Annotated in this window: 27 protein-coding genes; 15 read left to right on the top strand and 12 right to left on the bottom strand. The window is 63.1% G+C overall.

What is annotated here, in order from left to right; genetic code table 11:
- Window positions 1–21: 21 nt before the first annotated feature.
- Window positions 22–1,605, bottom strand: a complete 1,584-nt coding sequence (locus tag FHX11_RS25460) for a peptide chain release factor 3 (protein WP_184362714.1) — start codon at window positions 1,603–1,605, stop codon at window positions 22–24.
- 91 nt (window positions 1,606–1,696) lie between these two features.
- Here FHX11_RS25460 and dut point away from each other — a divergent pair, with 91 nt between their 5' ends.
- Window positions 1,697–2,167 carry a dUTP diphosphatase gene (gene dut / locus FHX11_RS25455; RefSeq protein ID WP_184362711.1) on the top strand — a complete coding sequence of 157 codons (471 nt, stop codon included), beginning with the start codon at window positions 1,697–1,699 and terminating at the stop codon, window positions 2,165–2,167.
- Window positions 2,164–3,060: a GNAT family N-acetyltransferase gene (locus FHX11_RS25450; protein ID WP_246781142.1), complete on the top strand. Its 897-nt coding sequence runs from the start codon at window positions 2,164–2,166 to the stop codon at window positions 3,058–3,060. The genes dut and FHX11_RS25450 overlap by 4 nt, the downstream gene beginning before the upstream one ends.
- Here the strand turns inward: FHX11_RS25450 and FHX11_RS25445 are convergent.
- On the bottom strand, window positions 3,057–3,521 hold the full coding sequence (locus FHX11_RS25445; RefSeq protein WP_184362708.1) for an Lrp/AsnC family transcriptional regulator: 465 nt from the start codon (window positions 3,519–3,521) through the stop codon (window positions 3,057–3,059). The genes FHX11_RS25450 and FHX11_RS25445 overlap by 4 nt on opposite strands.
- Before the next feature lie 107 nt (window positions 3,522–3,628).
- Here FHX11_RS25445 and FHX11_RS25440 point away from each other — a divergent pair, with 107 nt between their 5' ends.
- Together FHX11_RS25440 and FHX11_RS25435 are read left to right on the top strand one after the other, a co-directional pair.
- Complete coding sequence (locus FHX11_RS25440; RefSeq protein ID WP_184362705.1) at window positions 3,629–4,543, top strand: DMT family transporter; 915 nt, start codon at window positions 3,629–3,631, stop codon at window positions 4,541–4,543.
- Complete coding sequence (locus tag FHX11_RS25435; protein ID WP_184362703.1) at window positions 4,540–4,842, top strand: NIPSNAP family protein; 303 nt, start codon at window positions 4,540–4,542, stop codon at window positions 4,840–4,842. Before FHX11_RS25440 ends, FHX11_RS25435 begins: the two co-directional genes overlap by 4 nt.
- Window positions 4,843–4,844: 2 nt before the next feature.
- On the opposite strand, the gene FHX11_RS25430 is transcribed toward FHX11_RS25435, so the two are convergent.
- Genes FHX11_RS25430 through FHX11_RS25420 form a run of 3 tightly spaced genes read right to left on the bottom strand, consistent with a single transcriptional unit; the run spans window position 4,845 to window position 6,696 of the window.
- The gene (locus FHX11_RS25430) at window positions 4,845–5,483 is read right to left on the bottom strand and encodes a hypothetical protein (RefSeq protein WP_184362700.1); all 639 of its coding nucleotides are present in this window, start codon (window positions 5,481–5,483) and stop codon (window positions 4,845–4,847) included.
- Window positions 5,483–6,115, bottom strand: coding sequence for a LysE family translocator (locus FHX11_RS25425; RefSeq protein ID WP_184362697.1), 633 nt, complete (start codon window positions 6,113–6,115; stop codon window positions 5,483–5,485). Before FHX11_RS25425 ends, FHX11_RS25430 begins: the two co-directional genes overlap by 1 nt.
- Window positions 6,116–6,138: 23 nt before the next feature.
- Window positions 6,139–6,696, bottom strand: coding sequence for a cysteine hydrolase family protein (locus FHX11_RS25420; RefSeq protein ID WP_184362694.1), 558 nt, complete (start codon window positions 6,694–6,696; stop codon window positions 6,139–6,141).
- 143 nt (window positions 6,697–6,839) lie between these two features.
- Here FHX11_RS25420 and FHX11_RS25415 point away from each other — a divergent pair, with 143 nt between their 5' ends.
- The gene (locus FHX11_RS25415; RefSeq protein ID WP_184362691.1) at window positions 6,840–7,457 is read left to right on the top strand and encodes a LysE family translocator; all 618 of its coding nucleotides are present in this window, start codon (window positions 6,840–6,842) and stop codon (window positions 7,455–7,457) included.
- A gap of 136 nt (window positions 7,458–7,593) precedes the next feature.
- Window positions 7,594–8,562, top strand: a complete 969-nt coding sequence (gene cysK, locus FHX11_RS25410) for a cysteine synthase A (protein WP_184362688.1) — start codon at window positions 7,594–7,596, stop codon at window positions 8,560–8,562.
- A 155-nt stretch (window positions 8,563–8,717) separates the two neighbouring features.
- Here cysK and FHX11_RS25405 read toward each other — a convergent pair whose 3' ends face one another.
- The 6 genes from FHX11_RS25405 to rsmI form a co-directional block, all read right to left on the bottom strand.
- Window positions 8,718–10,250, bottom strand: a complete 1,533-nt coding sequence (locus FHX11_RS25405; RefSeq protein WP_184362685.1) for a YifB family Mg chelatase-like AAA ATPase — start codon at window positions 10,248–10,250, stop codon at window positions 8,718–8,720.
- 231 nt (window positions 10,251–10,481) lie between these two features.
- Entirely contained in the window at window positions 10,482–11,429 is a 948-nt protein-coding gene (gshB, locus tag FHX11_RS25400) for a glutathione synthase (protein WP_184362682.1), read from the bottom strand.
- Between the two features lie 72 nt (window positions 11,430–11,501).
- Complete coding sequence (locus tag FHX11_RS25395) at window positions 11,502–12,005, bottom strand: cupin domain-containing protein (protein WP_184362681.1); 504 nt, start codon at window positions 12,003–12,005, stop codon at window positions 11,502–11,504.
- A gap of 96 nt (window positions 12,006–12,101) precedes the next feature.
- Window positions 12,102–13,097 (bottom strand): endonuclease, encoded by a 996-nt coding sequence (locus FHX11_RS25390; protein WP_184362678.1) that lies wholly within the window; start codon window positions 13,095–13,097, stop codon window positions 12,102–12,104.
- A 103-nt stretch (window positions 13,098–13,200) separates the two neighbouring features.
- Window positions 13,201–13,572, bottom strand: a complete 372-nt coding sequence (locus tag FHX11_RS25385; RefSeq protein WP_184362675.1) for a YraN family protein — start codon at window positions 13,570–13,572, stop codon at window positions 13,201–13,203.
- A gap of 6 nt (window positions 13,573–13,578) precedes the next feature.
- Window positions 13,579–14,487, bottom strand: a complete 909-nt coding sequence (gene rsmI / locus FHX11_RS25380) for a 16S rRNA (cytidine(1402)-2'-O)-methyltransferase (RefSeq protein WP_184362672.1) — start codon at window positions 14,485–14,487, stop codon at window positions 13,579–13,581.
- A gap of 282 nt (window positions 14,488–14,769) precedes the next feature.
- Here rsmI and dnaN point away from each other — a divergent pair, with 282 nt between their 5' ends.
- From dnaN to FHX11_RS25350, 6 genes are all read left to right on the top strand, one after another.
- A complete protein-coding gene (dnaN, locus tag FHX11_RS25375) occupies window positions 14,770–15,888 on the top strand; it encodes a DNA polymerase III subunit beta (protein ID WP_184362669.1) in 1,119 nt (372 codons plus the stop codon).
- 166 nt (window positions 15,889–16,054) lie between these two features.
- Complete coding sequence (gene pmtA / locus FHX11_RS25370; RefSeq protein WP_184362666.1) at window positions 16,055–16,648, top strand: phospholipid N-methyltransferase PmtA; 594 nt, start codon at window positions 16,055–16,057, stop codon at window positions 16,646–16,648.
- Window positions 16,649–16,735: 87 nt separating this feature from the next.
- A complete protein-coding gene (locus FHX11_RS25365; RefSeq protein WP_184362663.1) occupies window positions 16,736–17,323 on the top strand; it encodes a histidine phosphatase family protein in 588 nt (195 codons plus the stop codon).
- 1 nt (window position 17,324) lies between these two features.
- On the top strand, window positions 17,325–18,017 hold the full coding sequence (gene pyrF / locus FHX11_RS25360) for an orotidine-5'-phosphate decarboxylase (RefSeq protein ID WP_184362660.1): 693 nt from the start codon (window positions 17,325–17,327) through the stop codon (window positions 18,015–18,017).
- Between the two features lie 27 nt (window positions 18,018–18,044).
- Window positions 18,045–18,332, top strand: coding sequence for a DUF1330 domain-containing protein (locus tag FHX11_RS25355; RefSeq protein ID WP_184362656.1), 288 nt, complete (start codon window positions 18,045–18,047; stop codon window positions 18,330–18,332).
- A 111-nt stretch (window positions 18,333–18,443) separates the two neighbouring features.
- Window positions 18,444–19,424, top strand: coding sequence for a complex I NDUFA9 subunit family protein (locus FHX11_RS25350; protein ID WP_184362653.1), 981 nt, complete (start codon window positions 18,444–18,446; stop codon window positions 19,422–19,424).
- Window positions 19,425–19,941: 517 nt separating this feature from the next.
- Here FHX11_RS25350 and FHX11_RS25345 read toward each other — a convergent pair.
- Window positions 19,942–20,742: an undecaprenyl-diphosphate phosphatase gene (locus tag FHX11_RS25345; protein WP_184362650.1), complete on the bottom strand. Its 801-nt coding sequence runs from the start codon at window positions 20,740–20,742 to the stop codon at window positions 19,942–19,944.
- Window positions 20,743–20,893: 151 nt separating this feature from the next.
- Between FHX11_RS25345 and FHX11_RS25340 the strand changes: the two genes are divergently transcribed.
- From FHX11_RS25340 to FHX11_RS25330, 3 genes are read left to right on the top strand one after another with little or no spacing between them, the layout of a single operon-like run.
- The gene (locus FHX11_RS25340; protein ID WP_184362647.1) at window positions 20,894–21,586 is read left to right on the top strand and encodes a glutathione S-transferase family protein; all 693 of its coding nucleotides are present in this window, start codon (window positions 20,894–20,896) and stop codon (window positions 21,584–21,586) included.
- A 12-nt stretch (window positions 21,587–21,598) separates the two neighbouring features.
- On the top strand, window positions 21,599–22,756 hold the full coding sequence (gene queG, locus FHX11_RS25335; protein WP_184362644.1) for a tRNA epoxyqueuosine(34) reductase QueG: 1,158 nt from the start codon (window positions 21,599–21,601) through the stop codon (window positions 22,754–22,756).
- Window positions 22,756–23,628, top strand: coding sequence for an SDR family oxidoreductase (locus FHX11_RS25330; RefSeq protein ID WP_184362641.1), 873 nt, complete (start codon window positions 22,756–22,758; stop codon window positions 23,626–23,628). The genes queG and FHX11_RS25330 overlap by 1 nt, the downstream gene beginning before the upstream one ends.
- The last annotated feature ends 175 nt before the right edge of the window (window positions 23,629–23,803 follow it).

The following is a 23,803-nucleotide window of genomic DNA, read 5'->3' as shown; positions in this document are numbered from 1 at the left end:
GGCAGCGGCATGCCCCCGCTATCACGCCGCCTTGACGGCGTGATACTCCTTGATCGCAACCATCTTGATAGCCGGATAACGTTCCGCCTCGTAGCGCAGCGAGAAACCGTCCTGCGCGAGGAAGACCGGGTCGCCGTCGAGATCGCGGGCAATATCGCCGCGGCGCGCGGTGACGAACTTGTCGAGATCGCCGGCCTGATCGGCCGAGATCCAGCGGCAGACGGAGAAGCGCGACATTTCGAAGGAGACCGGCAGGCCGTATTCGGCCATCAGGCGCTCCTTCAGGACGTCGAGCTGGAGGGCACCGACGACGCCGACAATGGCGGGCGAGCCGTCTTCCGGCGAGAAGAGCTGCACGACGCCCTCTTCGGCCATCTGCTGCAAGGCTTCCTTGAGCTTCTTCGCCTTCATCGCGTCTTCAAGACGCACGCGTCGCAGGATTTCCGGCGAGAAGTTCGGCACGCCCTGGAAGACCAAGGATTCGCCTTCCGTCAGCGTATCGCCGATGCGCAGCGTGCCGTGGTTCGGGATGCCGACGACGTCGCCGGCATAGGCGGTATCGGCAAGCTGGCGCTGCGAGGCGAAGAAGAATTGCGGCGCGGTCAGGCCGAGCTGCTTGCCGGTGCGCGACAGCCGTGCCTTCATGCCGCGCTCCAGCTTGCCCGAGCAGATGCGCGCAAAGGCGATGCGGTCGCGATGGTTCGGATCCATGTTGGCCTGAATCTTGAAGACGAAGGCCGTCATCTTGTCGTCGGTGGCGTGCACCGTCCTGACATCGGCGACCTGATCGCGCGGCGGCGGCGCGAAGTCTCCGAGCGCGTTGATGAGATCGCGCACGCCGAAATTGCGCAGGGCCGAGCCGAAGAAAACCGGCGTCATATGGCCTTCGAGGAAGGAGTCCCGGTCGAACGGACGGCAGGCTTCGATCGCCAGTTCCGTTTCGTCGATGAAGGCCTGGCGCTCGTTTTCCGGCAGCCGGTCGGCAACCGCCTGCGGGCCGTTTACCTTGGTCGCCTCGACCTCGGTATCGGAACCGCGCACGGTATTGTCGGCGAGGTGATAGGAGCCGCAGAAGGTCTTGGAACGGCCGATCGGCCAGGTGATCGGCGCAGTGTCGAGCGCCAGCTTCTCTTCGACTTCATCGAGAATCTCGAAGGGATCGCGGCTTTCGCGGTCCATCTTGTTGATGAAGGTGATGATCGGGATGTCGCGCATGCGGCAGACTTCGAACAGCTTCAGCGTCCGCGGCTCGATACCCTTGGCGGCATCGATGACCATGACGGCGGCGTCGACCGCGGTCAGCGTGCGATAGGTGTCGTCGGCGAAGTCCTCGTGGCCGGGCGTGTCGAGAATGTTGAAGACATTGCCGTCATATTCGAAGGTCATGACCGAGGTGACGACCGAGATGCCGCGCTCGCGCTCGATCTTCATCCAGTCGGAGCGCGTCTGCATGCGGTCCTTCTTGGCCTTGACCTCGCCGGCAAGCTGGATGGCGCCGCCGAACAGCAGCAGCTTTTCGGTGAGCGTCGTCTTGCCCGCGTCCGGGTGGGCGATAATAGCGAATGTGCGGCGGCGGGAGACCGCCTCGGCGAGACTTTCAGCCATGGGTGTGAATCCTGTGAATTGCGGCCGTATCTAGCGAGTCAAAGGCCGGAATGCAATTGACCTCTGGCATTCGCGCGCAAACTAATGCCGCATGACCATTCACACCGATATCAGTCCGACCGTGAACCTCATCCGCCTGGCGCATGGCGAAGGCCTGGACCTGCCCGCCTACGAGACCAAGGGCGCAGCCGGCATGGACCTGCGCGCGGCCGTCGAGGACGGCAAGACGCTGACGCTCGCGCCCGGCAAGCGGACGCTTGTTCCCACCGGTTTCATCTTCGAAATTCCGGACGGCTTCGAGGCGCAGATCCGCCCACGCTCCGGCCTCGCCTTCAAGAATGGCATCACCTGCCTGAACTCGCCCGGCACCGTCGACAGCGACTATCGTGGCGAGGTGAAGGTGCTGCTGATCAACCTCGGCGAGGAGCCGTTCGAGATCACCCGCGGCATGCGCATCGCCCAGATGGTGATCGCGCCGGTGACGCAGGCACGCGTCGCCGAAATTGCGGAGATCAGCGAAACCACACGCGGCGCCGGCGGCTTCGGCTCGACCGGCGTATGATGGCGGATTTTGACCGCGAGCATGGCCTGACGCTGCAACAGGACTATTTCGGCGATCCCTCTGCATGGAAGGGTCTTGTCGAATTGCTGGAAGACACGTTCTCCATTGACGTCAGCATTCAGGATCGATTTGGCGGCCCCGATCCCACAAGCATGCCGTTTGGCTATTTCGATCCCGATGGCCGCTGCGTCGCCAATTTCACCGCCTTCTCCATGCCGCTGATCGTCAACGGCAAGCCGGTGAAGGCGGCGGGCTATCAGTCCGGCGCGGTACGGACGGAGTGGCGCGAACGCGGACTCTATCGCGACCTGATGCAGCGCGCCTTCGCCCAAACTGCGGCCGAGGGTTACGAACTCGATCTCCTGCTCACCGACAAGCCGGCGCTGTATGAGCGTTACGGCTTTCGCACTTTGCCGCAGCACCTCTTTGTCGCGAAGATGCCGAAGTTGCAGCAAGCCGCTTCAACTGCCCGGCAGCTCTCTCTTGAGGCACCGAACGATCTGCGCCTGATCAAGAGCTTGCTGCAAAACCGGCAACCTGTCTCCAATCAGTTTGCCGTCGCCAGGCAGATGGAGATGTTCCTGCTGAACGCCTCCTTCAATTCCGCGATCCGCCTGACGGCGCTCGGGGATGAGGCGATCATTGCCTGGACGTTCGATGGCGCGACGTTCTGGCTTCTCGATATAGCGGCAACAGCCATCCCCTCGTTGGCGACCATCCTGTCTGCGCTCGATGTCGAACCCGAGCGTATCGAGATCTGCTTTTCTCCGGATCGGCTGGAGTGCGAGGTTTCGTCTGAGCCCTATGAGGGTTACACGGTGCTGATGGCACGCGGGAAGGCAGCAGACGATATTACCGGCCCGCTGATGCTTTCGCCGATGGCCGAATTCTAGCGCGACAGCGGCGGCAGGCGGCGTTTGACGGGCGTGGCCTTGATCATCGATGTGTTCGTTTCGGCACGCTCGGTTATCCTGTCGAGAATGCCGTCGAGATCGCCCATCGAGCGCACCACCAGGCGACCGATGAAACAATCGTCGCCGGTCACCTTGTCGCATTCGATGAATTCCGGCGTGTCCTGAATGAGCCGCTGGACCACATGCAACTGACCGGGCAGCGGCCGGATGCGGACGATGGCCTGCAAGGAATAGCCGACCGCCTCCGGCGCGATATCCACGGTGAAGCCCGCAATGACGCCACGCTCCTCCAGACGGCGCAGCCGCTCGGCGGCGCTCGGCGACGACAGCCCGGCCGCTTCGGCCAGCTCCTTGAGCGAAATCCGGGCATTGCGCGCTAAGGCTTCCAGCATGCGCTGGTCCACCTCATCAAGCCCCACGGCTGCATTAGGTACACCCATGTTTCTGCCTCACATAATTAGGAAAAATGCCGATATCTCCTTACTGAAACTATATCAACCATACGGCCGGCGCAATATCATCAGCCACATAAGAAGGAGTTGGCGCAATGAACGAGATAAGGCGCGGGACTGCGGAAATGACGGCGGCAATGCTGATTTCGGGAACGATCGGCTGGCTGGTACTGATATCGGGGCAGCCGGTGAGCGGCGTCGTCTTCTGGCGCTGCCTGTTCGGCGCGCTGACGCTCCTTGTCGTTTGCGCCGCGATGGGCCTGCTGCGTCCCGGTATCCTCAGCCTCAGGACCTTTGCCATCGCCGTCGGCGGCGGTATCGCCATCGTGCTCAACTGGCTGCTGCTGTTCGCCGCCTATTCGCATGCCTCCATCTCGATCGCGACCACCGTCTACAATACGCAACCCTTCATGCTGCTCGGTCTCGGCGCGCTGTTCTTGGGCGAGAAGATCACGCTGACCAAGCTGTTCTGGCTGGGATTGGCCTTTGCCGGCATGGCCGTCATCGTCGAGGGCAAGCCAGCGGAGACAGCGGGCACCGGCAGCTATGCGATCGGCATCCTGCTTTCGCTCGGTGCCGCCTTCTTCTACGCGCTGGCGGCCATTGCCGCCAAATGGCTGAAGGGCACGCCGCCGCATCTGATCGCGCTGATCCAGGTTGCCACGGGCATAGTGATGCTGGCGCCCTTCACCGACTTCTCCACGCTGCCGCACGATGCCGGCGGATGGTCGATCCTGGCGACGATGGGCATCGTCCATACCGGCCTGATGTATGTACTGCTCTATGGCGCCATCCAGAAGCTGCCGACGCATCTGACCGGCGCGCTGTCCTTCATCTATCCGATCGCCGCCATTGTCGTCGATCGCTTCGCCTTCGGCCATGTGCTCGGCGTGGCGCAGATCATCGGCGCGGTGGTCATTCTGCTCGCAGCTGCCGGCATGAACCTCGGCTGGACGATCGCGCTGCCGCGTCCTAAAAGCGGTGATCTTTCCAAGGGAACCGCCGAATGATCACCTGCTATCTCCGCTATACGATCGACCCTTACAAGCTTGCTGAATTCGAACATTACGCCAAGCTCTGGATCCCGCTCGTCAACCGGCTCGGCGGCACGCATCACGGCTATTTCCTGCCGCATGAAGGCGCCAACAACATCGCGCTGGCACTCTTCAGCTTCCCGAGTCTGGCCGATTACGAGACCTACCGGCACCGGATGGCCGAGGATGCCGAATGCCGCGCCGCCTTTGCCTATGCGGAAGAGACGCGCTGCATCCTGAGCTACGAGCGCAGCTTCATGCGGCCGGTTTTCTGAGCTTATTTCGCCGGTTGCGGGCAGGTTTCCGGCTGACCGTCGAGCCCTTCGGTCAGCCGCTCGAAGGCGGCGCTTTGCGATGAGCCGTTGCGGGTGATGCGCAGCACGTAGAGGCCATCGAAATCCTTGCCATGCCATTTCGGCACCGCCTTCGCATCGCCGCCATTGTCGGCCATCAGCTGACGGGCAAGATCGACAATCTGCTTGTGCTCCCAGGCGACGAAAATCAGCTTGCCGCGATACTCCGGCTTTTCCAGCGCCGTCTTGAGATCGTCAATATCCTCGTAGCCGAAGCTGGTGTCGACCGGCAGGCCGAGCGCAATGGCTGTGGGCTCGATGGTCGCGAGCGGGCGGATATAATCATAGGACGTGCCGGAATCGTCCTTTCGCTTCGAGGGATCGGGTGCGAAGATCGCCGCCGGCTTGCCAAAGAGGCGGGTCAGCACCGGCGGCAGCGCCAGCGCGCGATTGAGCCCCTGGCAACTCAATTGGCCGAGGCCGGCCTCAGGCTTCTCGCCATGGCGCAGGAAGACGATGGTCTGGGTCGCCGTCTCCGCCGCCAGGGCCAGCGGCGCAAAACCGGAGCAGGATGCGAGGCCGAACAGGCCTGCCGCGGCAAGCCGGAGCGAAAATCGCCGCATTACCGCTGTGCCTCGAAAGCCATGCGCACCGCGAGACCGGCCAGCACCGTGCCCATCAGCCAGCGCTGCACCAGCGCAAAGGACGGGCGGCGGGTGAAGAAGAGCGCGACGGAACCGGCGGTCAACGCGAAGATGGAATTGAAGGTCAGGCTGACGGCGATATGGACGACGCCGAAAATGACCGATTGCGTAAAAACGCTGCCGACGGCGGGATCGATGAATTGCGGCAGCAGCGACAGATAAAGAACGGCGATTTTCGGATTGAGCAGGCTGGTCACCAACCCCATGCTGAACAGCCGGCGCGTGCTGTCCTTCGGCAGCTCGCGCACATGGAAGGCCGAGCGGCCGCCGGGCTTCAGCGCGTTCCAGGCAAGCCAGGCGAGATAGGCGGCACCCGCCAGCCGCAGCGCATCATAGGCGAAGGGAACCGCGAGGACGAAAGCAGTGATGCCGAAGGCGGCCGACAGCATGTAGAAGACGAAGCCGCAAGCGACGCCGCCGAGCGAGATCAGCCCGGCCACAGGCCCCTGCGAGATCGATCGCGACACCAGATAGATCATGTTCGGCCCAGGGGTCAGCACCATGCCGAGAGCGATCAAGGCAAAGGCGATCATGCTGGCGAGATGCGGCATCGGGGGCTCCGGCTGGGGGAATGTCAGAAGGCGATCTGAGCTGTCGGGATGACCTTGATTTCATGCGCGCCGGCATCGAAACCGTCAAGCAGCATATTGTGATGGGAGACAATCGCATCGAAGGGCAGCCTGCCCATATCGGCGGTCGTGTGGCCATCGGCGATCAGCGTCACGTCGAAGCCGAGCGAGACGGCCCGGCGAACGGTGGTATCGACGCAGAATTGCGTCATGCAGCCGCCGACGACGAGACGGGTGATGCCGCGGGCGCGCAGCCGCGTCTCGAGATCGGTCTCGAAGAAAGAATCGCAGCTCGCCTTGTGGACCACGACATCGCCCGCTTCCGGCGCGATTTCACGGCGCAACTGCCAGCCCTCGCCGCGCTTGGCCAGACGATGGGTGCCCTGACCGTCATGCTGGACGATGAAGGAGGGAATGCCGGCGGCACGAGCCTCGCGCTTCAGGCCCGCGAGCCTAGACACGACGCCTTCCAGGGCGGCATCGATCGCCGGTTGGCGTTCCGGCGAACCGAGGCCGGCCAGAATGGCATTCTGAAGGTCGATCAGGAGCAATGCGGAGGACATGGGAGCCTTATGCAGCGTGGGTTTCGACGAGATCGTTCGACGGGCATCAACCTTTAGGTAGTATGTTCGCGTCTTTCGCGCAATTGCTTGAAAAGGCAAGACCGGTGCGATAGAGCAGCCTCTATCTCGGGAGGAACGTCGCCATGACACTGGCAGCCTTGCTTGCTTATAGCGGAGCGCTTTTCATCGCCGCCGCCATTCCCGGTCCGGGAATTACCGCAATCGTCGCCCGCGCGCTCGGTTCCGGCTTTCGCGAAACCTTCTTCATGGGGCTCGGGCTGGTGCTCGGCGATATGACCTATCTGACGGCCGTCGTTCTCGGCCTTGCCTTCGTGGCGCAGACCTTCACCGAGATCTTCATCGCCATCAAGATCGCCGGCGTGCTCTATCTCGGCTATATCGCCTGGAAGCTCTGGACCGCCGGGCTGATCTCCACCGATGTCAGCGCCAAGAAATCGACCAGCCCCGGCATGTCCTTTCTCTCCGGTCTGCTGGTGACGCTCGGCAACCCGAAGACCATGCTGTTCTACGTGGCTCTGGTGCCGACATTGATCGATCTCGACAGCATCGGCCTGCCAGACTATGCCCTGCTGCTGGCCGCGACCTTCGTCGTGCTGCTGGCGGTGCTGATCCCCTATATGCTGCTCGCCTCGCGGGCGCGCAGCTTCCTGAAAAAGCCGAGAGCGCTGCAGGTTCTGAACCGGGCGGCCGCCGGCATCCTCGCCGGCACGGCCGCCTTCATCGCCGTCCGCGCGGCCTGAAAAAACCTTTCGCGATGATGCCATTAGGGAGATTTATTTCCCAGGCGTCGACGAGGACCGGCGTGGGATCGCTCTGGTTTCCGCCGCTGTTTGATCCTATTGTGCCTTCACAATTCCAATAAAGGGAGAGCTACCCATGTCCGACACCCGTAAACCAGGCCGCGGCCGCGTCTATGCCTCGATCACCGAGACCATCGGCGACACGCCGATCATCCGTCTCGACAAGCTGGCCAAGGAGAAGGGCGTCAAGGCCAACCTTTTGGCGAAGCTCGAGTTCTTCAATCCGATCGCTTCCGTCAAGGACCGCATCGGCGTCGCCATGATCGAGAGCCTGGAAGCCCAGGGCAAGATCACCCCCGGCCGCAGCGTGCTGATCGAGCCGACCTCGGGCAATACCGGCATCGCGCTCGCCTTCGCCGCCGCCGCCAAGGGCTACAAGCTGATTCTCACCATGCCGGAAACCATGTCGATCGAGCGCCGCAAGATGCTGGCGCTGCTCGGCGCCGAACTGGTGCTGACGGAAGGGCCGAAGGGCATGAAGGGCGCGATCGCCAAGGCCGAGGAACTGGCCGCGACCCTGCCGGACGCCATCATCCCGCAGCAGTTCGAAAACCCGGCCAATCCGGAAATCCACCGCAAGACCACGGCCGAGGAAATCTGGAACGACACCGAGGGCAAGGTCGACATCTTCGTCTCCGGCATCGGCACCGGCGGCACGATCACCGGCGTCGGCCAGGTGTTGAAGGCCCGCAAGCCGGACATCAAGGTCATCGCCGTCGAGCCGGCCGATTCGCCGGTTCTGTCCGGCGGCAATCCCGGCCCGCACAAGATCCAGGGCATCGGCGCCGGCTTTGCGCCGAAGATCCTCGATACCCATGTCTATGACGAGGTGGTCACCGTCACCAATGACGAGGCCTTTCAGCAGGCCCGTCTGGTCGCCAAGCTCGAAGGCGTGCCGGTCGGCATCTCCTCCGGCGCGGCGCTGACAGCGGCGATCAAAATCGGCCAGCGCCCGGAAAGCGAAGGCAAGACCATCGTCGTCATCATCCCCTCCTTTGCGGAACGTTATCTGTCGACGGCGCTGTTCGAGGGTCTGGGCGGCTGACGGGATATTGAGCCGGACAAATTCCAGGGGCGCCACGAGCGCCCCTTTTTATTATTGAGAGCCTATACTTCCTTGCAATCGGGACGCCTTATAAGCGGAGCCCTATCTCGCCCTCCTGAGCTTGCCGAAGGGGCTGGTAAGATGGGCCGTCAATCCTACGCCGCCGCGGTCAGGCGCTCGCCGGCGATGCGGTAGGAAATGGCTTCCGCGAGATGGATGCGGCCGACCGTCTGCTTGTCGTCGAGATCGGCAAGGGTGCGCGCCACCTTCAGGACACGATGGTAGCCGCGCGCTGAGAATTTCAGTTTTTCCGCCGCATCGCGCAGCAATTGCAGGCCGGCGGCATCCGGTTCGGCGATGACCTCGATCATCGATGTCGAGCAGCGGGCATTGGTGGAGATGCCTTTCAAGCCGGCCGCCTCGAACCGTTCGCGCTGCCGCTCGCGGGCGCGGGCGACGCGCAGGGCGACATCGGCGCTCTTTTCCGCCGTCGCCGGCCGGATGAGATCGGCGGCGGAGACGGCGGGCACGTCAATGCGGATATCGATGCGGTCCAGCAGCGGCCCCGAAATGCGGCCCTGATAATCCGAGACGCAACGCGGGCCGCGGGCGCAGGTATGGCCCGGCTCGCCGGCCATGCCGCAGCGGCAGGGGTTCATGGCCGCGACCAGCTGGATGTTGGCGGGATAGGAAACCCGATGATTGGCGCGGGCGATGATGCATTCGCCCGATTCCAGCGGCTGGCGCAGCGCATCCAGCGCCTGCGGCGAAAACTCCGGCAGCTCGTCGAGAAAGAGAATGCCGTGATGGGCGAGCGAGGCCTCGCCGGGCCGGGCGCGCAGACCGCCGCCGACCAGCGCCGCCATGGTGGCGGAATGATGCGGCGTGCGATAGGGCCGGCGGTCGGAGAGCTTGCCCCCGGACAGCTGTCCGGCGACCGAATGGATCATCGACACTTCCAGCAGCTCCGCCGTCGACAGCGGCGGCAGGATCGACGGCAGGCGCGAGGCCAGCATCGACTTGCCGGAGCCGGGCGGACCGACGAACAGCAGGTTATGCCCTCCGGCCGCCGCCACCTCCAGCGCCCGCTTCGCGCTTTCCTGGCCCTTGATGTCGGCAAGATCGGGAACATTCGCGGCTGTTGCGCGCACGGCCGGCTCGGGGCGCGACAGGACCTGGGTGCCGCGGAAATGATTGGCGAGGGCGATCAGGCTGCGCGGGGCGAGAATATCGATATCGGACCCTGCCCAGGCGGCTTCCGGCCCGCTTTCGGCCGGGCAGATCAGGCCTTTGCCCATGGCATTGGCAGCGATGGCGGCCGGCAGGGCGCCGGCGACGGGAGCGATCGTGCCGTCGAGATTGAGTTCGCCGAGAACGGCATAGGCGGACAGCGCGTCGGCGGGAATGGCGCCCAGCGCCGCCATCAGCCCGAGCGCGATCGGAAGATCGAAATGACTGCCTTCCTTCGGCAGGTCGGCGGGCGCGAGATTGACCGTGACCTTCTTCGGCGGCAGGGCCAGGCCGGACGCATGCAGCGCGGCCTGCACGCGCTCGCGGCTTTCGGCCACCGCCTTGTCGGGCAGGCCGACGATATGCATCAGCACCTTGCCGGGCGCGATCATCACCTGCACTTCGACAGGAACGCCCTCGATACCCTGAAACGCAACCGTGCTGACGCGCGCCACCATGCTCTATCCCCTCACGCCGCAAAGCCCCTACGCCTGCCTTCCGCCACCATTTTCAGGCGAGCACGATGCCTCCGAAAGTCGTTTTGCGCCCTACGAGATCATGCTTTTGCGGATTGCAGGTTGCAATCTTGCACGGAAAAAAGAATAAAACAAGAACAATAAACGAACAAACTTACTGATGCGTGCAGCCATGCATCAGCAAGTTGTTACATAACCGAAATTGAGAACAGATCAGGCGCGCTTGGTCTCGATCGCATCCCAGAGCAGGCTGGCGATATCGGCGCCGCCGAAACGCTTGACCTCGCGGATGCCGGTCGGCGAGGTGACGTTGATCTCCGTCATATAATCGCCGATGACGTCGATGCCAACGAGCAGGAAGCCGCGCTCTTTCAGCGCCGGTCCGATGCGCTTGCAGATTTCCTGCTCGCGCGGCGTCAGCTCGGTCGCCTCGGCACGGCCGCCGACATGCATGTTGGAGCGGGCGTCATGTTCGGCCGGCACGCGGTTGATCGCGCCGACCGGCTCGCCGTCGACGAGGATGATGCGCTTGTCGCCCTTGCGCACGTCGGGCAGATATTGCTGGGCAATGAAGGGCTCGCGGAACATCTGGCCGAACATTTCCAGCAGCGAGGACAGATTGCGGTCGTCGCGGGTCGAATGGAAGACGCCGGCGCCGCCATTGCCGTAGAGCGGCTTCAGGATGATGTCGCCCATCTCCTCGCGGAAGCTGCGGATTTCGGCGGGATCGCGGGTGATCAGCGTCTTCGGCATCAGATCGGCGAATTCGGTGACGAAGATCTTTTCCGGCGAATTGCGCACCCAGGCCGGATCGTTGACGACCAGCGTCTTCGGGTGGATGCGCTCGAGCAGATGCGTCGAGGTGATATAGGCCATGTCGAAGGGCGGGTCCTGGCGCAGCAGGACGACATCCATGGTCGAGAGATCGACGCGCTCCGGCTCGTCGAGCTCGAAATGGTCGCCCTTGACGTCGCGAAGGATCATCGGCTCGACGGAGGCATAGATCTTGCCGTCGCGCATGCTCAGCCGCTCGGGCGTATAGTGAAAGAGCTTATAGCCGCGGTTCTGGGCCTCCAGGCTCATGGCAAAAGTCGAGTCGCCCGCGATGTTGATGCTCTTCACATGGTCCATCTGGACCGCAACATTCCTGATCTTCGCCATGATTTGCCCTCGCTCGAATTCGCCGACAGATGTAGGTCGGCCCGTCTTCAAACGCAACGGCTATTGATGGCGTCAAGCGGCAAGACCCTGCGCCCCGCCCTGCCGGATGAAATTGCGCAGGCGGTAGGCGATGGTCAGCGGCTTCGGGAAGGGCTTGCGGCAGAAGGCGACCTTGCGGACATAGCGGTCGACGCGCCAGGTCGCCCATGTGCCGCCGGCGAAATAGGCGACATCGCCGGGGCCGAGCAGGCGTTCGATGCCGTCCTCGGTGGTGATATGCACCTCGCCTTCGAGGATCATCACGGTTTCGTCCCAGCCGAAATGCCAGCGGAATTCGCCCGCCGTGCAATCCCAGACGGCGGTCATCGCCGCATCGTCGCGACCGCGCGAATGTTCTGCCAGACGCGCGACGGGCGCACCAGCGGTGATCCAGGCGGGCTCGATCGGCGACGGCTTCAGCTCCAGGGCGCCGGCCGCGTCCGCGACGAAATTCCGGGCCTCCGGCGAGGCCGATACGGCCGGCACGGCGCGCGCGGTAAAGGCCGCGACGCTCGCAAACATCAATTTCCAAACCATAGCAATCCCCCGATGCCATTCGAATGGGCACTTGATGGCATGAAAGGGGTAACGGCCGGGTTCAGGAAAAACCACGCATTTTAACGGCTGGGGGACTTAGGCCGCAAAACCCTCGACCGTACAGACAAGCATGTCATGGTCGGAGAGCGGCTTGCCGTCCTCGTTCAGCGAGGAGACGAGATGGCTTTCACCGATCCGCAGGCCGCGGCTCAGGAACCAGTCGAGCTTCATGGCGCGGTCGGGAAAGCGGGTGATCAGGCTGGGGCGGGTGCTCGCCTGTTCGAGCGGACCGCCATGGCGCTCGAAGCCGCGCGCCGCCGCCATGGCAAAGAGCGTGTCCGTCTCGAAATCGCCGCCGGTATGGTTGCCGGTGTTGAGGTCGCCGCCGATCAGGATCGGCAGGCCGGGGGCATAGGCCTCGACGGCATCGATCAGCCCCGCCGTCTGGCGCTCGCGATAGGCCGATGTCGCAGCGCTTTCGAGATGCACCGAAACGGCGACGAAGGGGCCGGCCTCGGTCTCGACGATGGCGCCGATGGCGCAGCGCTCGCCGACGCGCGGCTGTTCGTTGCTGTCCTTGAACCAGACGGCTTCGCCCGGCAGACGGAAGAGGAAGACGTCCTTCAGCGCGGTCGCGGCCATCAGCGCATTGCCGTGAAAACCCTTCTCGTTCACATCGTCACGGCAGAAAGAATGCTCGATTTCCGAGCCGAGGCTCAGTTCGAGGAATTCGACGCCATAGGCGTAGTTCATGCCGAGTTCACCGGCGACGATGGCCGTCGGGTCGCCTTGCTCCGTCCGGGCCATGCCCTCGTCCATTTCCGAGAGCAGGACCAGCGGCGCGCCGGTTGCCTTGAGCTTGGCGGCGGCTTCGAGCGGGAAAAGGCAGCGCTCCAGGTTCCAGGCCGCGACGGTGAAGGGGAAAGCCAGCGGCTGTTCGCTGCCGGTCGCGCCGCCGATGCGCAGCGTGTTCATGCAGGCAAGCGACGCCAGTGTTGCGGCGTGAACCTCGGGTGTCTTTTCTAGGGAAATGAAGCTTCGACGCTCTTCCTGCGAGGGGACGGCGAAGGTGGAAACGGTATCGCGGATCATGATGGAACCTGTCGAGATGGAATAATGCGCCGATGCCTTGGAGCGACGTGGCGCGGATCGTCCGGCAATAGGCGCGTTTCATGACGGCTCCGTGATACCGGCCTCAAAAAGCATCCTGAAAATGTCGGGGCCAGCGGCCGGGCAGGATGGCGACGATGTCGTAGCGCTGCGATAGCTGGGCGTAGTCCGGCTGGCGGGCCAGCCAGAGGTCGCTCGCGGCACGGATGCGTTTTTGCGCAGAAAAGGAGACGGCATCGAGCGCCTCCTGCTCGCCGCGCCGGGCCTTGACCTCGACGAAGACGGCGAGATCGCCCTTGCGGGCGATGATGTCGATTTCGCCGAGCCTGGTACGGTGCCGGATGGCGACGATGCGGTAGCCCTTGAGCAGCAGGAAAGCCGCGGCGAGATATTCCGAGACATGGCCGCGCCGCCAGGCCTTCTGCCGCTTCAGCTTTCCGCCCGTCTCACCGCTCATAGTGCCTCACTCGGACTGCGCCTTCATGTCGAGCAAGCGCTGATAGAGATCCTTGCGCGGCAGGCCGGTCAAGCGCGCAGCTTCCGCCGCAGCCTTGGCCGTGGGCATGGTTTTCGAGAGATCGCGGAGCATGGCCTCGATATCGGCCTCCGGCGTGACGCTTTCCGCCGGCGGTCCCACAAGCCAGACGATCTCGCCCTTGACGTTGTCGACCGTGTCGTAAAAGGCCGCGAGTTCGGCAAGCGTGCCGCGGCGGAACTCCTCGAAGGTCTTGGTCAGCTCGCGGCCGACGGCGCCACGGCGGTCGGCGCCGAGCACAGCGGCGGCGGCGGCAAGCGTCGCGGCGATGCGATGCGGCGATTCAAAGAAGATCAGGGTCGCGGGGACGGCCGCGAGTTCCGCCAGACGGTCACGCTTGCCCTTGTCCTTGGCGGGCAGGAAACCGGCGAAGAAGAAGGCGTCGTTCGGCAGGCCGGAACCAACGAGGGCCGCCAGCGGTGCCGAAGCGCCGGGAATGGGCACGACGCGGTATCCGGCCTCGATCGCCTGCTGTGCCAGCCGATAGCCGGGATCGGAGACCAGCGGCGTGCCGGCATCGGAGACCAGCGCCACGGAGCGGCCAGCTTCCAACGCCTGCAGCAGCCGCGGCCCGGCCTCGTCGGCATTGTGCTCATGATAGGCGAAAGGCTTGTTCTGGATACCGTAGCGGTCGAGCAGGACGCGGGTGACGCGCGTATCCTCGCAGGCGAGCACATCGGCGCCCGCCAGGGTTTCCAGCGCCCTGAGCGTGATATCGCCGAGATTGCCGATCGGGGTCGCGACAAGATAGAGCGCCGGCTCGAGGGGACGGGCGGGAACCGCGTTGTTGTGCAGGCGGAAACTGCGCGTTCCGCCGCCTGGATTGTCTTCGTTCATGCCGGTCCTGAATTCACCTGGGATTTCACCGCCTTTATGGGCGAGGCGCGGTCTCACGGCAAGAGCGCAGCAAATCCTGTGAGCTTTGCCCTGCAAATGCTGAATTGACGCGCGGCAAGTCCCGATGCCTCTTGCATTCGCATGCTGAGTTCTGTCATTTTGCCCGTCCCATCTTCCGGGCGGCCCTTTCAGGCCCGGTCCGGAACCATATCCCTCGGGCACTCCGGGATACCTCGGGCACTCCGGGTCGCTCGGGCAGTCACGGTCGAAAGCGGTAGCATCATGCGTATTACAATTGAGCGGTCGAACCTCCTGAAATCGCTGAACCACGTGCATCGCGTGGTCGAGCGTCGCAACACGATCCCGATCCTGTCCAACGTGTTGCTGAAAGCCGAAGGCGCGAGCCTCGACATGAAGGCGACCGACCTCGACCTCGAAATCACCGAGGCGACGCCCGCCAATGTCGAGCAGGCTGGCGCCACCACCGTTCCGGCACACCTGCTCTACGACATCGTGCGCAAGCTGCCCGACGGCTCGGAAGTGCTGCTCGCCACCAATGCCGACGGCAGCTCGATGACGGTCGCCTCCGGGCGCTCGAAATTCTCGCTGCAATGCCTGCCGGAATCCGATTTCCCGGATCTCACCGCCGGCAGCTTCAGCCATTCCTTCAAGCTGAAGGCATCGGACCTGAAGATGCTGATCGACCGGACGCAGTTCGCGATCTCCACCGAAGAGACCCGCTACTATCTGAACGGCATCTTCTTCCACACGATCGAAAGCGACGGCGACCTGAAACTCAGGGCCGTCGCCACCGACGGCCATCGCCTCGCCCGCGCCGATGTCAGCGCCCCCTCGGGTTCCGAAGGCATGCCGGGCATCATCATCCCGCGCAAGACGGTCGGCGAGTTGCAGAAGCTGGTCGACAGCCCCGACGTCATCGTCACCGTCGAAGTGTCGGACGCGAAGATCCGCCTGACGATCGGCTCGATCGTCATGACGTCGAAGCTGATCGACGGCACCTTCCCGGATTACCAGCGCGTCATTCCCACGAACAACGACAAGGAAATGCGGGTCGATTGCCAGACCTTCGCCCAGGCCGTCGACCGCGTCTCGACCATCTCGTCGGAGCGCGGCCGCGCCGTGAAGCTGGCGCTGTCGGATAGCCAGCTACTGCTGACGGTCAACAACCCGGATTCGGGAAGCGCTACCGAAGAAGTCGCCGTCGGCTACGAGATGGACCCGATGGAAATCGGCTTCAACGCCAAATATCTGCTCGACATCACCGCCCAGCTTTCCGGCGACGCGGCGATCTTCCTGCTGGCCGATGCCGGCTCGCCGACGCTCATCCGCGACACGGCCGGCGACGACGCCCTCTATGTTCTGATGCCGATGCGCGTCTGACGAAACCAAAGCGTCCTTTCCCGCGTTTCCATGGGCACGGGAAAGGACGCTTTTATTTTAACGCGCGTTGATTGCGACATTTTCTTTTGTTATTGCGTCACAGCATTGCAAGATTAGAAACAAGCAATATGTAAGTCGTAGCTGTAAGAATTGGTGGGGGGAGAGCATGGCGCTACGTCTCAAGGAACGGCTGGGCAAGAAATTCGACGAGGAAATCCGTTTCTTCAAGGGCATGATGCAGGGGCCGAAGACGGTCGGCTCCATCGTTCCGACATCCTCGATCACAGCCCGCAAGATGGCGAGCGTCGTCAATCCTCAGTCCGGCCTGCCGATCCTGGAGCTCGGTCCCGGAACCGGTGCCATCACCAAGGCGATCCTGGCGCGCGGCGTCGAACCGCAAAATCTCGTCGCCGTCGAATATTCCACCGACTTCTACAATCATCTCGTCCGGCTCTATCCGGGCGTCCATTTCATCAACGGCGACGCCTTCGACCTCGACAAGACGCTGGGCGTGCTGCGCGGCCAGACCTTCGATTCCGTCGTGTCGGGCATTCCGCTGCTGAACTTCCCGATGAAGGCGCGCGTGGCGCTGCTCGAAAGCCTGCTGGACCGCATGCCGGCCGGCCGGCCGGTGGTGCAGATTTCCTACGGTCCGGTTTCGCCGATCATCGCCCGGCCGGATCGCTATCATATCCAGCATTTCGACTTCATCGTCCGCAATATCCCGCCGGCGCAGCTCTGGGTCTATCGGCGCGGCTGATACCCGCCGAGACGAGCCATATAGCCGCCATGCTTCGGCTGGACATATTCCTGATCCGAAACTGTTCATCATGGGATCATGCCGACGATGTTCGCTCTTTATATTACTCATCCGCAAGTCCGCATCGATCCCGCCATTCCCGTTCCGGAATGGGGCCTCTCCGATATCGGGGCGGCGCGCGCCGCCCTTGCCGCGACGCGGCCCTGGGCCAGTCAGCTCGGCCTGATCATTTCCAGCGCCGAGCGCAAGGCGATCGAGACTGCCGAGGCCCTGGCGACGGCAAGCAGCAGCGCCGTCGAGATCATCCAGGCCACCCATGAGAACGACCGCAGCGCCACCGGCTTTCTCGCCCCGCCGGACTTCGAAAAGGCGGCGGACTGGTTTTTCGCCCATCCGCACGAGAGCTTCAAAGGCTGGGAGCGCGCAGTCGACGCGCAGTCGCGGATCGTCTCGCAGGTGGAAGCGGTTCTGTCGCAGCATGACCCTCGCGTGCCCATCGCCTTTGTCGGCCATGGCGGCGTCGGCACGCTGCTGAAATGCCATCTTGAGGGCAAGCCGATCGCGCGCCAGGGCGACCAGCCGCCGGGCGGCGGCAATCTTTTCGCATTCGATCTTGCGAAGCGCGCCGTCTCATGCGACTGGACGCCTATGGAAAATTGGCAGGGATGGGCTTGAGATGACCGCGCGCGACCGCTTGATCGTTGGACTGGATGTTCCAAACCTTCAGGAGGCCGAAAAGGTCGTCAGCATTCTCGGCGATGATATTCTCTTCTACAAGATCGGTTATCAGCTCGCCTTTGCCGGCGGGCTGGAATTCGCCCGCGACCTTGCCAGGGACGGCAAGAAGATCTTCCTCGACATGAAGCTGCTCGATATCGACAACACCGTCGCCTCCGGCGTCGAGAACATCGTCAAGATGGGCATGTCGATGCTGACGCTGCACGCCTATCCCAAGGCGATGAAGGCGGCCGTGGCCGCCGCCAAGGGCTCCGATCTCTGCCTGCTCGGCGTCACCGTGCTCACCTCTATGGATGAGGAAGACCTGATTGCGGCCGGATACGAATATGATCCGCATACGCTGGTGCTGAGGCGCGCCGAACAGGCGCATCTCGCCGGCATGGGCGGTATCGTCTGCTCGGCCGAGGAAGCCTCGGCCGTGCGCAAGATCATCGGTCCCGACATGGCGCTGGTCACCCCCGGCATCCGCCCGGCGGGCAGCGACAAGGGCGACCAGAAGCGCGTGATGACGCCGGCCGACGCCATCAAGGCCGGATCGAGCCATCTCGTGGTGGCACGGCCGATCGTCAAGGCCGCCGATCCGCGGGAAGCCGCTCGCGCCATTCTCGCGGAAATGGACGCCGCGCTCTAAACGACGACAGCAAACAGGGAGGCAAGCATGGCAAAGGGATATTGGATCGCACGCGTCGATGTTCGCGATCCCGAGCGCTACAAGGATTATGTTGCCGCCGCCAAGCCGGCCTTCGAGCGCTACGGCGCCGTTTTCCTTGCCCGCGGCGGTGCTTTCACGCCGCTGGAGGGCCAGGCCCGCGGCCGCAACGTCGTCATCGAATTCCCGTCGCTGCAGCATGCGGTGGATTGCTACAACTCGCCGGAATACCAGATCGCCGCCAAAATCCGCCAGGAAGTGGCCGATGTGGAAATGGTGGTCGTCGAAGGGGTTTGAACCCTTTGAAAATGCGACGCTGCGATGCAGCGCGATAGCACTTCACCTCGGCTCGCGGATCGGCTAAGACGAAACCAGATCAGCCCTACCAAGCCTTTCGAGGAACCTGCCATGACCCTGTCCAACCTTCCCCCGCTCGTGACCGTGTTCGGAGGATCGGGCTTCATCGGCCGGCATGTCGTGCGCGCGCTCGCCAAGCGCGGCTACCGCATCCGCGTCGCCGTGCGCCGTCCCGATCTTGCCGGCTACCTGCAGCCGCTCGGCAATCTCGGCCAGATCTCGATCGTTCAGGCCAACCTGCGCTACCGCAACTCCATCGACCGTGCCGTCGAAGGCGCCCAGCATGTGGTCAACTGCGTCGGCATTCTTTCGGAGAGCGGCCGCAACACCTTTGACGCCGTGCAGGAATTCGGCGCCAAGGCCGTGGCGGAAGCAGCCCGCGGCGTCGGCGCCTCGCTGACGCATATCTCGGCTCTCGGCGCCAATGCCAGCTCCCCCTCGGCCTATGCCCGCACCAAGGCGCGCGCCGAAAGCGCCATCCTGTCCGTCAGGCCGGACGCCGTCATTCTGCGGCCGTCGATCGTCTTCGGACAGGAAGACGGCTTCTTCAACAAGTTCGCCGACATGTCGCGCACGGCCCCCTTCCTGCCGCTGATCGGCGGCGGCAAGACGAAGTTCCAGCCGGTTTATGTCGAGGACGTCGCCGAAGCGGTCGCCCGTGGCGTCGATGGCAAGCTGAAGGCCGGCACGATCTACGAACTCGGCGGTCCGGAAGTGCTGTCCTTCCGCGAATGTCTGGAGACCACGCTTGCCGTCATCAACCGCAAGAAGCCGCTCGTCTCCCTCCCCTTCAGCCTGGCCTCGGTGATCGGCTCCCTCGCTTCGCTGGTGCCGCTGATCACGCCACCGATCACCTCCGATCAGGTCACGTTGCTGAAGAGCGACAATGTCGTCTCCAAGGAAGCCGAAGCCGAGGGACGGACGCTGAAAGGCATCGGCATGCTGCCGACGCTGCTCATCTCGGTACTGCCGTCCTATCTGGTGCGCTATCGTCCGCAGGGCCAGTTCACTGGCTCCGGCAAGGCTGCCTGACGTTTTGAACGTTCGGAAAATTCAAGCGCCGCCTGGCTCCGCCCAGGCGGCGTTTTCGTTTTCGCCGGCCACACTTCCGCCTTGAAAACGCGACCTTGCCCGCCCTCATTCACAGCCTGGCGTTGCCGAAAAGACGCACCGCGAAAATAGTAGCATTAACGTCAAATTTAACATGAAGATTTATTGCTATTGGTCACGTCACTGACTAACACAACCGCGCGTCCGGGACTCGCCGAAAGAGCCCTTTCGAGACGCGCTCTACTTCTGCGGAAAGGCATTCTTCGATGGGCAAGTCTATCGCGCTTTTGTTTGCGTGCGCGGCACTGGTGATTCTCGCTGGCTCGTTCATGGCCCGCGGCAGCATCGCTTCGGTCAAGGGTGAATGCACGCCTACCTATGGCGTCGACCCCTGCACCACGGGCTCCATCACCCCGTCATCCTCGAACTGATCGAGCATGAAAAAGGCCGGTGAAAACCGGCCTCAATTGTTTTCAGCTTTTGACGCGAGTAGCGCGGCTCAACCGACGGTATAAAGGCCGATCAGGCCGAGTATGCCGACGCCGATGCGCCACCAGGCGAAGGGCGCGTAGCCGCGGCGCGAGACGAAGTCGAGCAAGGCGCGGACCACGAACAGCGCCGTGATGAAGGCGGCGACAAAACCGATGACGATCAGCAGGCCCTGATCCATGCTGAGATCGTGACGGCTCTTCCACAGATCCAGCGTGAAGGCGCCGACCATTGTGGGCATGGCGAGGAAGAAGGAAAACTCGGCCGCCGAACGCTTGTCCGCGCCGAGCAGCAGGGCGCCGACGATGGTCGAGCCGGAGCGCGAGGTGCCGGGGATCATGGCCAGGCACTGGAAGAAGCCTATCTTGATCGCCATCGGCCAGGAGAAGTCATAGGCGCTGGTATATCTCGGCTTGAACTCGATCCTGTCGATGACGAGCAGGACGATGCCGCCGAGGATCAGCGAGATACAGATGATGGCTGGCGTTTCGAACAGCACACCCTTGATGAAATCATGCGCGAGTGCGCCGATGACCGCGGCCGGCAGGAAGCCGAAGAGAACGGCCAGCACGAAATGCCGCGCCTTGACGCTGACCGGCAAGGCCTTGGCAATCTGGACGAGGCGATTGAAATAGACGAGCAGGATGGCGAGAATCGCGCCGAGCTGGATAAGAACCTCAAAGGTGCCCGCGGATTTAAACCCGAGAAAATGTCCGATCAATATCAAATGACCCGTGGAGGAAACGGGAATAAACTCCGTGAGGCCCTCCACGAGGCCCAAAACCAGCGCGATAATAATTTGTTCAGCCATATTGTGTCCTTTGTCAAACGGCGGGGCGGCCCGATTCGCTTGTGTTAACTAGGCCAAGCTCCTATAGCTTCAACCGATGACGCATGACTAGGGTCGCAAAGTGGCGAACCCGAAACGCCTCCAAGCAACATTCATTAAAGCCAGAGTACCAATGCCGACGCTGTACCATCACTCCATGTCATCCCCATCACGGTTCGTCCGTCTGATCCTGACCGAATACGGCTATCAGACGGAGCTGATCGAGGAACAAACATGGGAAAAGCGGCGCGACTTCCTGGCGCTCAATCCGGCCGGCACCCTGCCTGTCTATGTGGATGACAGCATGCGGGCCCTGTGCGGCGCGACGGTGATCTCCGAATATCTCGACGAGACGCATGGCGTGCTCAAGCGCGATCGCCGGCTCCTGGCGGAAGATCCCTTCCAGCGCGCCGAAATCCGCCGGCTGACGGAATGGTTCATGCAGAAGATGGAACAGGACGTCACGCGGCCGCTGACGCGCGAACGGGTGCTCAAGCTGCAGATGACGGCCGACCAGGGCGGCGGAGCACCCGATTCCAAGGTGATGCGCATGGCGCGCGGCAATATCCGCCAGCACATGAAATATCTCTCCTGGCTCGCCGGCTCCCGGCAATGGCTCGCCGGCGACCGGCTAAGCTACGCGGACCTTGCGGCGGCAGCCTCCATCTCCGTCCTCGATTATCTCGGCGAGATCGACTGGGCGGAATCGCCCGTTGCCAAGGAATGGTATCAGCGGCTGAAATCGCGCCCGTCCTTCCGTCCGATCCTGGCGGAGCGTGTGCGCGGCGTCACGCCGGTCTCGCATTACGCCGATCTGGATTTCTGACGAGGGCTCGATATGCCCGAAGACCGAAAAGCGGAAAAAGAAAGCAGGCGGCGGCAGACGCTCACCGCCTTTCTTCGCGACGAGGCGCGGGCGCAGGGCTTCGATCTCTGCCGCATCACCCGGCCGGACGCCATTCCGCAAGCCGGCATCAGGCTCAGCGAGTTCGTGGAACAGGGCTACCACGGCACCATGGCGTGGATGGAAGAGACCCGTGAACGCCGCGCCGACCCGCGCGTCCTTTGGGGCGAGGTGCGTTCCATCGCCGTCTTCGGCCTGAACTACGGAGCGGACGAGGATCCACGCGGCATTCTGGAAAAGCCCGACAAGGCGGCCATCTCCGTCTATGCCCGCAACCGCGACTATCACGACATTATCAAAGGCCGGTTGAAGGAGATCGCCACCCGTTTTGCGGCGCGCTCGAAAGAGGACGTCAAGGTCTTCGTCGATACCGCGCCCGTGATGGAAAAACCGCTGGCGGCCGCCGCCGGCCTCGGCTGGCAGGGCAAGCACACCAATCTCGTCAGCCGCACGCATGGCTCATGGCTGTTTCTCGGCTCGATGTTCACCACCGCCGATCTCGAACCGGACGAGCCCGAGATCGACCATTGCGGCTCCTGCCGCGCCTGCCTCGACGCCTGTCCGACGGCCGCCTTTCCGGCGCCCTATCAGATCGACGCGCGCCGCTGCATCTCCTATCTCACCATCGAGCACAAGGGGCCGATCGATCCGCTGCTCCGGCCGCTGATCGGCAATCGCATCTATGGCTGCGACGACTGTCTCGCCGCCTGTCCCTGGAACAAATTCGCCAGCGCCGCCTCGGAGATGAAGCTTGTCGCCCGCGACGATCTCAAGGAACCATCGATCGCCTTTCTGCTCGATCTCGACGATGCCGCGTTTCGTGCCTTCTTCAGCGGATCGCCGGTCAAGCGCATCGGCCGTGACCGCTTCATCCGCAATGTGCTGATCGCCGCCGGCAATTCCGGTGATCGCGCCTTTATTCCGGCCTGTCGGCGGCTCGCCGGCGACGCCTCGCCCGTCGTGCGCGGCATGGCGGTCTGGGCGCTGTCGCGGCTGATGACGGCTGGCGAGTTCCGCGTTTTTGCGGCAGAAAGAACCGAGGAGCCGGACGAGGATGTCCGGGCCGAATGGAAACTGGCGGGAGTGGCGTGATGCATGTGATGATTTTCGGCTGCGGCTATTCGGGAACGGCCATCGCCAAGGCCTTTGCCGGCTCCGGCATCCGCGTATCCGGCACGACCCGCTCGGCCGACAAGGCGGAGCTTCTGGCCGGCCAAGGCGTGGAAGCTTTCGTCTTCGACGGCGAGGCGCTCGATCCGGCGCTGGCCGAAGCGATGAAATCCGCCACACATCTCGTGCAGTCGATCGCGCCCGGCAAATCGGGCGATCCGCTGCTCAAGCTGGCGCAGCTCGATCTGCGCGCCCTGATGCCGAAGCTCGAATGGGTCTGCTATCTCTCGACCGTCGGCGTCTATGGCGATCACAAGGGTGCGTGGGTGAGCGAGCAGACGTCGCTGCACCCGGTTTCCGAACGCTCCGTCGAACGCGTCGAGGCGGAGGACGGCTGGCTGCGCCTCGGCATCCGGCTTGGCATCCCGGTCGCGGTGCTCCGGCTTGCCGGCATTTATGGCCCCGGCCGCAACGCCTTCTGCAATCTGGAAAAGGGCACCGCCCGGCGGCTGATCAAGGCCAACCAGGTTTTCAACCGCATCCGCGTCGAGGATATCGGCGCCTGCGCCAAGTTCCTGTCCGACCGCAGCCTCGGCGGTATCTATAATGTCACGGATGACGAGCCGAACGCGCCGCAGGATATCATCGTCGAGGCCGCCCGCCTGATGGGCGTCGAGCCGCCGCCGGAACAGCCCTTCGAAACGGCGGAACTGACGCCGATGACGCGTTCCTTCTACGGCGAGAACAAGCGGGTTTCGAACGCGAAACTGCGCTCCCTCGGCTTCCTCTTCCGCTATCCGGACTATCGCATGTCGCTAGCCGAACTCTGGACATCGGGCCGCTGGCGGGGCTGAAAACGCCGCGATTACGAACCCCAATTTCGCATGAAAATTCCTACTAAGGTAGGCAGCCTAGTTCAATTTGCTCCATATTTATGGTTAACGATCTCTAAAATTGCACAAATGCGGCAGCAATTAAGGCAAAGCCGGAAAATTATTTTTTCAAATTTTGTGATCTCCGGCGCAGCAT

Origin of the sequence: Rhizobium sp. BK602, assembly GCF_014195095.1 — a bacterium.
Taxonomy (GTDB): Bacteria; Pseudomonadota; Alphaproteobacteria; order Rhizobiales; family Rhizobiaceae; genus Rhizobium.
This window is presented reverse-complemented; position numbering and strand designations above follow the sequence as displayed.